Source organism: Myxococcales bacterium (assembly GCA_022184915.1).
Taxonomy (GTDB): domain Bacteria; phylum Myxococcota_A; class Polyangia; order Fen-1088; family Fen-1088; genus JAGTJU01.
The window spans coordinates 598,192-611,943 of record JAGTJU010000001.1 but is presented as its reverse complement, the minus strand read 5'-3'; the positions used below and the strand labels follow the sequence as shown (position 1 = coordinate 611,943).

The 13,752-nt window shown below is 61.2% G+C and carries 9 protein-coding genes; 6 read left to right on the top strand and 3 right to left on the bottom strand.

Annotation, left to right across the window (positions count from 1 at the left end):
• Window positions 1-124 precede the first annotated feature (124 nt).
• Window positions 125-1,927 (top strand): DUF1592 domain-containing protein, encoded by a 1,803-nt coding sequence (locus KA712_02610; GenBank protein MCG5051827.1) that lies wholly within the window; start codon window positions 125-127, stop codon window positions 1,925-1,927.
• A 21-nt stretch (window positions 1,928-1,948) separates the two neighbouring features.
• Window positions 1,949-3,328 carry a DUF1552 domain-containing protein gene (locus KA712_02605; protein MCG5051826.1) on the top strand — a complete coding sequence of 460 codons (1,380 nt, stop codon included), beginning with the start codon at window positions 1,949-1,951 and terminating at the stop codon, window positions 3,326-3,328.
• A gap of 13 nt (window positions 3,329-3,341) precedes the next feature.
• Here KA712_02605 and KA712_02600 read toward each other — a convergent pair whose 3' ends face one another.
• The gene (locus KA712_02600) at window positions 3,342-4,331 is read right to left on the bottom strand and encodes an NDP-sugar synthase (GenBank protein ID MCG5051825.1); all 990 of its coding nucleotides are present in this window, start codon (window positions 4,329-4,331) and stop codon (window positions 3,342-3,344) included.
• A 153-nt stretch (window positions 4,332-4,484) separates the two neighbouring features.
• Here KA712_02600 and KA712_02595 point away from each other — a divergent pair, with 153 nt between their 5' ends.
• The 4 genes from KA712_02595 to KA712_02580 all read left to right on the top strand — a co-directional run bounded on the left by KA712_02595 (window position 4,485) and on the right by KA712_02580 (window position 8,290).
• On the top strand, window positions 4,485-5,789 hold the full coding sequence (locus tag KA712_02595) for a UDP-glucose/GDP-mannose dehydrogenase family protein (protein MCG5051824.1): 1,305 nt from the start codon (window positions 4,485-4,487) through the stop codon (window positions 5,787-5,789).
• Between the two features lie 758 nt (window positions 5,790-6,547).
• A complete protein-coding gene (locus KA712_02590; GenBank protein MCG5051823.1) occupies window positions 6,548-7,372 on the top strand; it encodes a hypothetical protein in 825 nt (274 codons plus the stop codon).
• Window positions 7,362-7,775, top strand: coding sequence for a hypothetical protein (locus KA712_02585; protein MCG5051822.1), 414 nt, complete (start codon window positions 7,362-7,364; stop codon window positions 7,773-7,775). The genes KA712_02590 and KA712_02585 overlap by 11 nt, the downstream gene beginning before the upstream one ends.
• 38 nt (window positions 7,776-7,813) lie before the next feature.
• Entirely contained in the window at window positions 7,814-8,290 is a 477-nt protein-coding gene (locus KA712_02580; GenBank protein ID MCG5051821.1) for a hypothetical protein, read from the top strand.
• 646 nt (window positions 8,291-8,936) lie between these two features.
• Here the strand turns inward: KA712_02580 and KA712_02575 are convergent.
• Together KA712_02575 and KA712_02570 are read right to left on the bottom strand one after the other, a co-directional pair.
• Complete coding sequence (locus KA712_02575; GenBank protein MCG5051820.1) at window positions 8,937-10,094, bottom strand: ankyrin repeat domain-containing protein; 1,158 nt, start codon at window positions 10,092-10,094, stop codon at window positions 8,937-8,939.
• On the bottom strand, window positions 10,091-13,720 hold the full coding sequence (locus KA712_02570; GenBank protein MCG5051819.1) for a hypothetical protein: 3,630 nt from the start codon (window positions 13,718-13,720) through the stop codon (window positions 10,091-10,093). Before KA712_02570 ends, KA712_02575 begins: the two co-directional genes overlap by 4 nt.
• Window positions 13,721-13,752 lie beyond the last annotated feature (32 nt).

The following is a 13,752-nucleotide window of genomic DNA, read 5'->3' as shown; positions in this document are numbered from 1 at the left end:
GAGTACAGACAAAGCTCGGTACCAGCAACAAGACTTTTCCGGAATTCTGCTAAGATAACGTTTCACGGTCCACGGCAGAGGAGAGCCCTCCCCTCTGCATTGCCGCACACGAAGAGGTTCAACGATGCGGAATGATGATTTTGCGAAGCATGCCCTCACGGCCTCGTCCTGGTCACGGCCCGGATGGCTCCGGCAACCGGTCACTTTGGCGGCCGCCCTGTGCCTACTCGTCGCGTGTAGCGGCGGTGTCGGAAGCGGCGATGGCGACGATGGCGACGGCGATGGCGATGGCGATGGTGATACCGGCAACGGTGGCTCCTCGAGCGGCGGCCGGGGCGGTAACGGCAGCCCGAACCTCGGCGGCGCTCCCCCACCCCCGCCCGTCAGCGACGAATGTAAAGACCGGGCCAAACGCATTCTCGAAAAAGACGGCGTGGCGCGCCTGACGGCCGCGCAATACCGCAACACCGTGCGGGATTTGTTCGCCGGTCACACCGTGCCCCAGATCGATTTTCCCGAAGAGCGCGCGGTCCACGGATTTCTGAACAACACCAAAGTTCAGGCCACGGCCGAGTCCCTCGTCGAGGGCTACGCGACGGCTTCGGAAAAGCTCGCCAAAGTGGTCGCCGACAACCTCTCCGACTTTGCGCCTTGTAGCGGAGACGAGGTGGCTTGCGGAAAAGCCTTCATCGCGAAGTTCGGGGCCAAGGCGTTCCGACGGCCTCTCGCCGACGACGTCCGCACGAGCTTCGAGACATTCTTCACGCAGATGCGGACCGAACACGGCTACGCCACCGCGATCCGCTTGGTCACCGAGGCGTTCTTGAATGCACCGGCGTTCCTCTACCGGCTCGAGCCTGGCAGCGCTGACGAGAGTGACCCGGCCCTGGCAAAGCTCGACGACTACGAGGTCGCCAGCCGCCTGTCGTACATGCTCACCGACACGATGCCGGACGACGAATTGTTCTCGTTGGCAGAGGAAGGCAAGCTCGGGGATCGCAACGCGCTCTTGGCCCAGGCGGATCGCCTCATGACCAGCGACAAGGGGCGCGAGGCCATCGCCCGCTTCCATGACCAGTGGTTGCACACCAACGCGATCGACTACGTTCGCCGTGACAGCCGCATCTACCCCGACTGGAAGCTCGCCGACAACGACGCGTACAAGGCTTCCTACCGTAAGTTCATCGAACATGCCTTTTGGGAAGAAGGCACGGTGGAGGCCTTGCTCACCAGCAAGACCACCTTCGCCGACGCCCGTCTGGGGGCGATCCAGGGCGTGGATGTCAACGGCAACGATCTCCAGAAGGTGGATCTTGCGAGCAAGGGGGATGCGTCCTCCCAACGCGCTGGCCTCTTGACCCAGCCCGCCTGGCTGGCCTTCAACGCCCACGACACCATCGACGCGCCGGTGTTGCGCGGTCTTTTCATCTTCGAGCGCTTCCTCTGCTTCGAGCCTCCTGCCGTGCCCGATGAGGTGCCTCCGCTCGAGTTCGACGCCGTCAACCGGAAGCAAACCGCGCGCATGATGCTCGAAGAACAGCACGAGCAAGGCTCGTGCAAGACCTGCCACAAGCCCTTTGATACCCTGGGCTTTGCGTTCGGACACTACGATGCCGTGGGCGCCTGGCGCACCGAGGACGCGGGTCTTCCCGTCAACGCCAAGGTCGAACTGCCGGCGCTCGGCGACAAGTCCGTCGAAGGCGCACTGGAGCTGGCCTCCGAGCTTGCAAAGAGCAGCGAGGTCCGGCGTTGTGTGGCCACGCAGTGGTTCCGCTACGGCTTCGGCCGCACCGAACAATCCAGCGACTCCTGCATCATCGAAGAACTGGATTCTGGCATGAGCGAATCCGGCGGTGACATGCGGGCGCTGGTGAAGACCATCGTGGGCAGCGAGGCCTTCCGCTTCCGCCGCACCCTCCAACAGTGATTCGGGTCCAGGAGTTCAGCCATGTGGAATCACACGAACATCGATCGTCGAAGCTTGCTGCAATCCCTGGGCATGGGAGGCGCGGCTTATCTTTTGCCTTCCCTGCGCGGCAAAACGGCCCAGGCCGCCGAAAAGCCTCCTCAGCGCGTGGTCATCTTCTACACCTTCCACGGCTGGTACTTCCCCGAGTGTCTTCCGGTGGGTCCCGACGGCAAGCCTGAAAGCGCCACCGAGACCAACTACAAGATGGGGGCCACCCACACGCCGCTCGAGCCCTGGAAGAGCAAGATCATCATGCCGAACGGCGTGGATCTCGTGGGCGGAGGCTCGGGAGAAGCCCACGGCAAAGGCGAGACGGTGGCGCTCACGGGTCTCGGCAAGACGGTCGGCACCCTTCCGGGCAGCATCTCGGTCGACCAGCACATCGCAAAGAAGCTCAACGAACCCAAGCCCACCACCCTGCTGACGTCGCTCGACTTGCGCGTGGTTTCGCTGGCACGGGGCTATTCAAACCCGGGAACCGGAAATCAGTCGGCAGCCTCCACCATCGCCGCCGGAAAGCCGACCCCCCTCGAGTCCGACCCCCGCAAGGCCTTCATGCGCCTCTTCCCGAACGGGCCCATGAACCCAAACAACATGGGGACCGACCAACTCGCCGCCTACCGCAAGCAAAAGCGCAGCGTGCTCGATTTCGTGCACAAGCAGTTCGAGGGCGCCAAATCCAAGGTATCCAAGGACGATTGGGACAAGCTCGATAGCCACGCCAGCCTGGTGCGGGCGCTCGAGCTCAAGCTCGACACGAATGCCGGCCCCATCGGCGCGGGCTGTGCGGACCTCAGCAACACCAACCTCTCCGACACGGCGCAGCTCGGTGACGGCGCGAAGTTCAGGACCTTGTGCGACCAGCAGTTCAGCGTGATTCAAGCCGGCTTTGCCTGTGATCTTTCGCGCGTGGCCATGCTGAGCGTGAGCTTCCCGCCGGGAGACGCGTTCGGGTACAAGCCCGGAGACTTCGGCATCGAACACGAACATCAGTTCGTTCACTCGCACGAAAACCACTCCGGCAAGGGGCAGTCTGCGGAAGTTCTGCTCAAGGGGTACCGCGTCTACGCCGAGGTCTTCGCGAAGCTGCTCGAAAAGCTCGACGCCGTGAAAGAGTCCGATGGCACGTCCCTGCTCGACAACACGGCGGTGCTGTGGTGCGGGCAGATCGCCAAGGGCCTGCACAGCCTCAAGGGGGGCCGCTGGCTCATCGCCGGGAGCTTGGGCGGCAAGCTCAAGACGGGCCGCTACTTGAAGGACACCACGATCACCAAAAACGGCGACATGTTCAGCACGATCACCGACGCGATGGGGCTTGGGACCTTCAACGGCTCCCCCGTCTCTCAGCTGCGCGCGTGACGAACGTACATCCTCAGGCGCCCGCGTAGACCGGCTGCTCGGGCGTGAGGATAGCGTCTTCCAACTGCCCCTCCACGGAGACCCCCGGCCACACGACGCAACGTGTGAGCCGGGCGTTTCTCAAAACGGTGGCCCCCGCCCCTACGACCACCTCCGGCCCCACGATGGCCCCCGCCTCGATGAGCGCCCCCGCCCCTACCCGGTAGGGCGGAACGAGCTGGGCTGTTCCATGAACGATGGCCGAAAGCTCGGCCCCCACGAGAGGCCCCGGGGCATTCGAGACCAGCTCGGGATTGCGCAGCAACGCCAGGTTCCCTGCCAGATAGCGCGCGGGTGTCGAGTGCTCCTCGAAGTACCCGGTGGTCTCCACGAAGCGCACGGGCTCTCCCGCGGCGAGCGCTGGCAGATACGCGTCGGCAATCACGTCGGACGCGCCAGTGGGAGGCAGGCGATCGAGCAACCGCGTGCTCACCACGTGCACCCCCGTGAACATCATCGCGCGCACCTTCCCCACGGGCGCCCGGCGGCCACGCTGACCGCGCACGCCCACCACGAATCCCGCCTCGTCCACCTCCACGGGCGCAAAGCCTGCCCCCTCGGGCACCGCCCGCAAGGCCATGGTGGCCACCGGCGTGTCGGGGGCGCCGCTATGGGCCGCCACGAGCCCGGGCAGGTCGATGTCCATCACCACCTTGGCGTTCATGACCAGCACGGGCTCCGTTCTGAACAACTTGCGCGCGTGTGCCAGGCCGCCCCCCGTGCCCAGAAGCTCCCGCTCGTACGCGTAGCGCACCCGAACCCCAAACGCGCTGCCGTCCCCCACGGCATCCTCGATGAGGCCTCCCAGGTGATGCAGATTCACCACCACGTTGGCGAACCCGGCCTGCCCGCAGAGCGTGAGACCGAACGCGATCGGGGGGTAGCCGCACACGGGAACCAGCGGCTTCGGCATCGCCGCGCCCAAGGCCTGGAGGCGGCTCGAACGACCGGCCGCTAGCAGCATCACCTGCACACCTCTGACAGTAACAGAAACGCGCCGCGCGCGCCCGGGCCCCCCGAGGGAAGACGAGCCGCAAAAGTGAGAAAAACAGAAGAGATATCAGCGATTTGCGGCCTCATGTCGCCATGGGCACGGCTGTGGTAAGTTGCCCGTCGCATGAAAGTTTGTGTCATCGGAACCGGGTACGTGGGGCTCGTCGCGGGAGCGGGCTTCGCCGAGATGGGCAACGACGTGGTCTGCTGCGACATCGACCAGAGCAAAATCGACATGCTCAAGGGGGGCAAGGTGCCCATCTACGAGCCCGGGCTCGAGGACCTCGTCGAACGCAACGTGGGCGAACAGCGCCTCTCCTTCACCACCGACGTGCCCGCGGGCGTCGCGGGGGCGCAGGTGATCGTGCTGGCCGTGGGCACCCCTCCCGGGCCCGACGGCGCCGCGGATCTGCAGTACATCTTCAAAGCCGCCGAGTCGGCCGCGCGGGCGCTCACGGGCTGGGCGGTGCTGGTGACCAAGTCGACGGTGCCGGTGGGCACAGGCGATCGCATCGAGTCGCTGGTGCGAGAGATCGCCCGGCACCCGGTGGCCGTGGCCTCGAACCCGGAGTTCCTCAAAGAAGGCGACGCCGTCAACGACTTCATGAAGCCAAGCCGCGTGATCATCGGCTCGGATGACGAAAAGGCGATCGAGGCCCTCGAGGCTCTTTACGCGCCCTTCACGCGCTCACGCGACCGCATGCTCATCATGAGCCGGCGCTCGGCCGAGCTTGCCAAGTACGCCGCCAACTCGATGCTGGCCACCCGGATCTCCTTCATGAACGACCTGGCCACCTTGTGTGATCTGCTGGGCACCGACATCGAGCAGGTCCGCAAGGGCATGGGGTCGGACGACCGCATCGGCCCGAAGTTCCTCTACGCCGGCGCCGGCTTCGGCGGCAGCTGCTTCCCGAAGGACCTGCGGGCATGCATCAGCACGGGCCGCGACGCGGGTCACCACCTCCGCATTTTGGAGGCCGTGGTGGAGGTGAACGATGCCCAGAAAAAGCGCCTGGGCGAAAAGGTGCTCAAGCACTTCGGGGGCCACGTTGCGGGCAAACGCATCGCGCTCTGGGGCCTGGCTTTCAAGCCTGGCACCGACGACATCCGCGAAGCCCCGGCGCTCGAGCTGGTCGAGCAGCTGCTGCACGCGGGGGCCGAGGTGGTGGCCACCGATCCCGTGGCCATCGAGGCCACGCGGAAGGTGCTGGGCGAGCGCATCCGCTTCGAAGACGCCAACTACGATTGTGCCAAAGGCGCCGACGCCCTGGTCCTGGTCACCGAATGGCACCAGTACCGCCGCCCGGATTTCGCGCGCCTCAAGGCGCTGCTGAAGACCCCCGTGGTGTTCGACGGCCGCAACGTCTGGAGCCCGGCCGAACTGCGCGCCCAGGGCTTCACCTACTACGGCATCGGGCGCAACGCCTGAGTCTGCATTCGACGTTTGGGATGGCACCGCCGTGTCTCACGGCAGTGCCTCCTCCGTCGCGGGGGTGCAAAAGCCTCAAAGAAGGCACCACGGGAATCCAAGCCAAAAAGCTTCGGAGATGCTAAACGCGGCCTTTCGGCTGAAGCCCTCATCGGCCATTTCAGGAACCTTTGACGCTGGCACAAAGCAAGCGGTCTGCGATTTCAGAAGAGAACGCTGCTCAAGGTGGATGGTGAGGTTGGTCGAGCGACATGGCGAAAGCTGCTTGAGAATCCCGAAAGTCGAATGGTCTTCGCTTATCGGACTGGTCCTCAAGCTCCTCTTGCCGACATTGCTGCCAGCTATATCGGTGCAACCGAAAGCCGCCCAGTGAATCGGATGTCAATGGCACCCGAGAAACGCCGAAATCTAACGGTTCGGGGCGCAGTGGTTTGAAATTCGCCCGATCGAGTGTTCCAGGGTAGACGGGGCGCCGCTCGAGGGAGAAGTGGGGAGCCGGGTCCAAATCTAGAGGGAAATATGGGTGGAAGGTTCGGCGGAAGGCCTCACGAAACCGACGTGTGTTCGGCGAAATCGAGATCGGCGGTGTCTGTTGTACGGGCGCCGAGTACGGAGGCAGATTGAGATTACTGGAAGCCCAGGACACCGATGCCCCTCCCAGTGGCCATTCGGACCCGGGAGTCACTGGCGCCTCGCGCCGTCCTGGGACCGCCGAGGCAACGACGCACTCAGCCCAGAACTGTGCTAAAGACGATGCCGTGACAGCGCCCGACATCCCATCAACTCCTTCGCTGCTTTTCGCGCAGGCAAAGGTTTTTGGCTTGATGAGCGCTTTCGTGAAGCTGCAGGCGGCCGTCAGCCACCTAACGCGGAAGGCCCGAACGAGGGCTCCCTTCAGGGAAGACGAGAAGGAGTTTCTAGTCGAACTCTTCGAATGTTTCTCCCTGGGTGGCCGTGCGGTCGGCTACAGCGAGGCGGCGCAGTTGTCGCGCCACTATGTGCATGGCAACGGGAAGACCCTCCGTATCAGCTCCGAGGTTTACGAGGAGTCCGTCATCGTCCGAGATGTTCAGGCAGTAATGAAGAGGCAGATTGTCGACGACCTCAAGAAGAATAAGGGAGCCGTGGCCCTTTCGTCGGCCGATGCGAGGCTGGCGAAACTTCCTGGATTCCACGCCCTCTCCAGCAGAACAAGGAATCAGGACACGCACGGCCGCGTACTGCCGGGGGGCTGGCTGTTTACCGAGCAGAGCAATCAACGTTTGCAAAAGGCCAACAATCGCTTCCAGTTGCAATCCGTCAGCCAAGGCAGCGGGTCGCTCGTCAGCACCACGTGGCGTGTGGACGACGAGTATCTGTTCGAGGGATTCGACAAAGACTTCGTAACGAACATCCCTATTCGCGAGAACATGATTCTGCTTATGCCGGACGGGCTGTCGGCCTACATGACGACGTTGCGAATTGCGAAGGCGTTCAAGCATTACGCGGAGTGGAAGGAAGAATGGCAACCTTCCGAGAAGTCGGTGTCGCCTCGTCCACCACGGCGCCCCTCCCCGCCAGGATCCGGAGCGAATGCGCATTAGCGTCCGTTTCGCTACGACCGCCATCATTGTTGGTCTACTCGGATACGTCGCGGTCGGCGTGATGTGGCTGCGTCACGGTGACTTGCCAACCTTCTACCGGACGACGTCGGGGGCGGTGGGCCCTGAAATATCCTCACCAGAGGGAATACGTTCGGCCCATGCGGAGATCCGTCGACTTAGCTCGAGTGGAATTTTTCGTGAGCAGAAGACCGTCGTCCTGTTGACAATCAGCGAAAGCCGTCGCGGCAAGTCTGAAACTTGGTCTCTCTTCTCCCCTCAAGACACTCCATTGAGTCTTGAGGAGCTTGCTCTTCACTGGATCACTCCCCACGAAGTGCAGATTTCGGCATTTGGGGTCACCATCTCGTTCCAAGTCGCAGGTGCTGCAGGTGGTGCTAAGTGAGAGGCAACCGGCTCTTACGCGCGATGCTGTGGGCGTGGATGCTGGGCCCGGCGATGCTGGGGAGCGCACTCGTCGCAAAGATCGGGATTCATAGGCTGCAGATGGCGGGCGGCGCAGTGGCGTGGCGCTTCGTCGACCCCGGATCGAGCCCGGTCCCGGTGCCCAAAGCAGCCGGGAAAGCCATGAACCTTGATCTGCCAGGTGGAGGCCACTTGCTACAGCAGTTGGGGGCAATCGAGAGCGTGCAGTCTGGCAACAAGGACGCCGTACCCACGCTCGCGATTCAGCTTTTCGACGACGATTGGGTGCCAAAACTGGAACTATGGCGCAGCGGCTTCTTCGGGCGCGAAGCGCTTGACTTGGGCGCAATGCTTGAATCGTCGCTCAACCGCTGGCCCGGACCACGGAGGCTCGTGGATGTAGCCGCCGACGGGAGATCCTTGAAGCTTTCGCTCAAGGGCGGCAACGAGTACCAACAGAACAGTCTCGTGCGCACGATCGTCATCGCTCGATGAGCGGCCTTGTTACCAAGACACCTCAAGGGACACTCCATGACGGAGGAGAAGTCGCTCGCCGTTGCGACGGCGGGCGCGGCTTCCCGCGGTCTGCGATGGGTTGAGCCCGCGGCAGCAGTGCTTCGCCTGGTCGGCGGTCGTAGAAGCTGGTTCGTTCCGTCGAACAGTCACGGCACGTGCTTCAAAGGTGGAAGTCATGATCGACCATGAGACCGAACTGGTGGTAGGCGTGCGCACCACTTCCCGCTGAAGCGGCTCCCCCTCTAGTCTTTGCGATACTTCATTCAGTTGTATGGCCTCGCCGTGTCTCCGCCGGCCCCGGGTGTCACCGGTGTCCAGGAGCCCACTCGGTGATTTCGTCGAGATCCTCCGCGCTGGCGTGCCGGAGCGCGCGCCTTATGACTCGTTGCGGCATTTGTAAAAAATCGCCATCAATCGGATGGCCCACTGTGGCATCGGCGTACATCATCGACGAATTCGTGTGAACACCTGCTCACGTCGCTCTCGGACTCTCACGTGTTCTGGGGAGGAGGCGAAATGGCCTCGGTCGCAGTAATGGACATCATCCACGTCCTCTAAGGCGCGGAAGCCCTACTGAGGCTGCGCTCTCTCCGAGCCAGCGGCGACTTCGACACCGAGCCGCCCATCACTGAGGCTCGGCAGCCGTGAGCGAACGTTCGGCGACTACGCGGGCTTTGCCGTCTGCAACAGCCGCGCTCAGGTTGTCGACCGATCCCTGGGAAAGGAAGAATCTCAGCCGCGCATTGTCGTACGGTTTACTGGCCTTGAAATTAAAGCTGCTGGCACCGTTCATCATGAAAAGGTTCGCGTAGATCTCGACCTCGCCCTGGCGCGGGACAACAGCTGCGTGAAGGACGCCGCCGTCAAGGCATCGCACGGTGATGTCCAATTCTGTTCCCACGCTCATGGTCCATGTGTCTCCACCCTCTGCAAACATGGGCGAGCGCGTCCGCACCGATACGCGGCAGCTGTCCGAAACGCTGCCGGCACCGAGAATCGCATGCTGGTTCTTGATGGCGAAGTCTGCCTGCGCGTGCTCAGCGTTTACGAACATACCCACCTTCGCACCGGCGGCGATGAGCGCGTCCGCCTTCTCCTGGTCCTTTTCCTTGTAGGCGTGATCGAGTGCGTTCAAACCATCGTTGTCTTTTAGATTTGGATCGGCACCATACCGGATAAGGAGTTTGACGTAGTCGGCGCCAGGGGCTTCCATGATGACTGTAGAGCCGAGTGGCCCTCTGAAGTTTGGATCTGCCCCTGATTTCAAGAACTCTTCATAAACTTGCATGCGGTCTTCGAAGAAAGGGGCCCTAAGCAGAACAGACTGACCCTGGCCAAGGAAACTGTACTCCAACTTTGAGCCTGCTCTCATTAGCACTCGTGCGCATTCGGCGGTCGAAGCATACGCAAGGGGAGGCGCGGCCCCGTTGAGGAGCGCGTCCACATCGCGCGTCTTCGCGACAAGTTGTCCGATCGTTCTAGTTGCCACAGCCGGCGGCAGCCTATTGCAATGGGTCGCTGTGGTTCCCAATGCTTCCGCGTTGACAGCTGTCGTGTCTGGCAGGGCAGAAGCAAAGCCTTCGATTCCAGCTTTGTTCTTACAGAACAGTGCACTCCCGAAGGCATCGAGTTTATCGTAGTCGGCCACGGTCGGAAGAATGATATGGCTGAGAAATGGCATGTTGCATGCCGACCAGTTCAGAATGTCAGAGCGGACGAACCAAATAAGCGCCACCAAAGCTGCGCCAGATGCCACAAGAGTCACTTGCACGGGGCGATTCATCTCGTGTCCTGATCCGGCTTATCAATCGACAAAGAAGAAAAGTAGTTTTCGTCAGTCACAAAACCAAGATCTCCCTCAAACGCTGATCCTTTCAAGAAAGCAGCGTCTATCTCTGGCAACATCAAGGTGAACGCAGTCTTTAGGTCAGCCCCCAAACCAACTTCTGTAGGGGCATTGAGCCCCACGCCATAGGTATAGCCGCGTTCGCTTAGGGAGGAAGCGAATGGCTTTGGCCCCATAATGGATAGCATTGACTTTCGATCCGAAGACTCGATGGCGAATGTCAGGTCGATAAAGCAAGCGAAGACTGAGAATGCCTCGGCTGTCGCCATTGTACCTGTAACAGGAAAGCCCACTAGGGCCTTGGCGTACGAATTGTCGTGTTTCACTAAACCCGCAAGAGCCGCCTTCCATGCGAACTGTCCTCCTGCCACAGAGCGCCCGACGTTGACGATTGTTGTCGGATACTGAGGCCCGTAGTCATCGATGAAGCGATGAAGCTCACGAAACTGAAGCCGCCCTGGTAACTGCACGTTCGCCTCTATGTGCGTCAAACGAGCGCCAAAGCAGAACATCAATTGAAGAGATTTACCCCAGACGGACTCACCTACCAGGTTGAGTCGCAATCCGGCGCCGTCTGCGGCCGCATACTGCATTTTTCCGTTGACGCGCGCCAATGCCGCCAGCGGCACGATCTCCTGATATGGCAAGTCGAATACATTGCCTATGGTCTTCTCCGACGTCTTCTTCGCGAGGAAGCTGCGGTCGAGCAACATGCCAACGGAGTTGCCGTCCCTCAGGTCGAAGTGAATCTTTCCTTCAACCTCGCTGCGTTCGTGAGCGATGCGCTTGGCGTCCTCGCCCGTTGCGATCTCGAATGCGACAGTGAAGTTCGGATCCGGTGACAAGGGTATGTGGCTGAACGGCTTGATGCCTCGGTACATCTTGTTGCGATAGAAGTAGAACGGGAAGAACACGGCGTAGTACCCGAGTGCATCCTCGCTCAGCGCCTTCTCCAACGGTTCTTCAGTTAGCAGCTCCTTGTCGTCGCCCTCGCACATTGCCAAGGGCGGCCGAGGGATGACGCGCGTGAGCGAACTCTTGTACACGGGTCCCTTGTCGTTGAAGACTCCATCTGTTCGCACGATTTGCAAGGACACCGGAACGCCTGAAAGGTTCTCCGCCGCCGACCGCGCACGAAACGCGGCGGCGACGCGAACTTCATCGAAAGGTCCCACCTTGAAGAGAGCCTGGTCGATAGGGATCCAGCGCCTACTCGTGCGATCACGAACGTAGGCGCGTGCCCATGCGTACTGCTTGTCGACGACACCTGAAAAGTTTACGGAGAACGATCGCGCGAGCGCCGCGAAGTCATTCGTTTCCATGCCTTCCATTGGAAACAAGTCATTGCGGCCGAAGTTGGCTTGGTGGCCTCCAGATTCTTTGATCTCGCTCCAGGAATACTGACTGGGTGTCAGCGCAGTCATCAAGTTCTCGGTCCAGTCAGCTCTTGTGCCGCCGCAGGCATACATCCAAACCTCATCCAGGGGCAGCTCTGGCCATACGATTGCCGGAAATGGCGAGCCCAGCAGATAGGTCCTGACATACTTCTCAATCTGGTATTCACGAACCTTTCGATCAAAACGGGCCTTGTCGTACATCGGGCTTCCCAGGCGCTCGATGAGTCTCAAGAGTCCGATGATCGCGATCACCCGCGAATACCACATCACCAAAGGGTCGCCGGGCTTGGAGCCTCTCGGCAGAGCGCGAACGCAAAGAGCATGCTGGCGTCCAAGATCGAGCAAGCGGTTGCCCTGGGACCGGTGCCTGTACCCCAGGCGATCGACAGCGCTGCTAATCGTATCGAGCACCTTGAAACCCAGGTCCTTGGCCACCCCTGCCATCGCCACCACCTGCGCCACTTCTCCCACGACAGGAATCATCGAGATGCCGCCCATCACCGCCGCCGCCGACTGGGTCACGACCTCCATTTCCGCGGCGTCCACTCCCGCGCGCGCTGCATCGGCCATGCGACGAAGCGCCTCGAGTTTGGTCCATGATTCGGTATTGGGGGCGGCGTGGTAGCCGTCGTGGTATCGCTTCAGGCCCGTGTTCAGGCGCGCGTGTTGCAGGTCGCGATCGCCATGCGCATCGATGAGCGCCGATATGGATCTGGCAGCCTCTTCGATCGTCAACGCGGTGTCGATGGCGCTGAGCACCCCCTTCAAGGCCCTGCCTGCCTCGAACCCGCGCAAGGCTTTGATCTCTGACTCTTCTTTGATTCTCTTGAGAAGATCCGCAGAGACCTTCGACTCGTCGAGCAGGCCGACCTTGAGCAGAAGCTTTTGTTTTTTGTCCTTCAGTGTCTTCCGCACCTCAATTTCCATGTCCCGGAAGAAGTTCGGATGGAAGAACACCTCGAACGACTTCACGCCCTCGGAAACTTTGAGCGCGGTGTTTCCATTGACCTCCATCGCCTTCCAAATGACATCCTGCAGGGTGTCGCGAACGGCGAACCACTGTTTCTTTCCAAGGAGATAGGCGCGGCTGGCCTGATATCCATCGAGAATGGATTTCGCAACCTCCGACGCCCCAGGAGCGAGATCAAGCGAAGGCAAAACCTCAGCAAGGGCTTTGTCGGCCAAGGAGAACAGGTAGTCGGTGATGTCCTTGCGCCCACCCGCGAAGGAAGCGTCAGCAGGCATGAGTCCCGTGACCAAAGCTTTCTTTTCTTTATATACGAGCGCATGCGCACGGGCTGATGCCACGGCGTTCATGCCGGCTTCGTACACAGGCACTGCCTCGTCTTCATCGCCGAGGAGATGCGGAAAGCGATCGGCAAAGTGCAACATGACCGAAGATTCGACGGTCGGCATCTCCAAGATGTGTACGTCAAGATCGAAAAAGACACTCTTTATGGCGAACGCGACCTCGAAAGTCCGGTGGATCGATCCGGAAGTGGCATGCACCCGGTGATCCGCAAAGGCGTGAGCAGGTATCGAAACGCTGTATCTTCCCTCTGGCAGCGCCGGGCCCACGGCCGCCTCCACCCGGTAAGACGCCTTTGCCTTTCCCGGCAAAGTCACCGTCAAGAGATCGGGAAGCCCAACCGTTTGTACGGGCTTTCCATCGCACTTTAGTTTGCACCCGCGAAGGGAGGGAGCGGCAGCCGCATCCACCAGAATCAAAAGGCAGCGGTTCTTGATGACCAGCTGGCCCCAGAACTCGCCCTTGTCGAAATGACTGAGGACCTTCTTTTCGTCGTCAGACGCACCCGGCTTGACCTTTGCCGTGGTGAACTTGAACGGGATCGTGCTGATGTTGGTCGTGATGCCCGCGCCCGCAGCCAGAGTCAAAAGGTGCGTTTGCCATTGAATGCCGTAAGCCGCAACGGCATCCCTCAGGGTGCCGGTGGGCGCCAGGGAAAATGTGAGTGGCCTTTGGGGATTGCGTTGCACAGGATCGAGCGACTGACCCTGCTTGCCAAGCGACATCAACTGGCCGCGCGTGTCGGCGTAGTTCAGGCTCAACTGGCCCTTGTGGTCGTTCAGCAAGATAACGCGATCCGCCACCGGCTCGAGCGAGTGATCGAGGACGCCAAACTTGGGATCGTAGGCGCCACTCATCAAGTACAAGCGCGAAAGAGACGCCGTAGCCA

Excerpts from the sequence above, each read along its gene's own strand:
- KA712_02610 (MCG5051827.1), top strand. The coding sequence starts at position 125 with ATGCGGAATGATGATTTTGCGAAGCATGCCCTCACGGCCTCGTCCTGG.
- KA712_02605 (MCG5051826.1), top strand. The coding sequence starts at position 1,949 with ATGTGGAATCACACGAACATCGATCGTCGAAGCTTGCTGCAATCCCTG.
- KA712_02600 (MCG5051825.1), bottom strand. The coding sequence starts at position 4,331 with ATGCTGCTAGCGGCCGGTCGTTCGAGCCGCCTCCAGGCCTTGGGCGCG.
- KA712_02595 (MCG5051824.1), top strand. The coding sequence starts at position 4,485 with ATGAAAGTTTGTGTCATCGGAACCGGGTACGTGGGGCTCGTCGCGGGA.
- KA712_02585 (MCG5051822.1), top strand. The coding sequence starts at position 7,362 with ATGCGCATTAGCGTCCGTTTCGCTACGACCGCCATCATTGTTGGTCTA.
- KA712_02580 (MCG5051821.1), top strand. The coding sequence starts at position 7,814 with ATGCTGGGCCCGGCGATGCTGGGGAGCGCACTCGTCGCAAAGATCGGG.
- KA712_02575 (MCG5051820.1), bottom strand. The coding sequence starts at position 10,094 with ATGAATCGCCCCGTGCAAGTGACTCTTGTGGCATCTGGCGCAGCTTTG.
- KA712_02570 (MCG5051819.1), bottom strand. The coding sequence starts at position 13,720 with ATGAGTGGCGCCTACGATCCCAAGTTTGGCGTCCTCGATCACTCGCTC.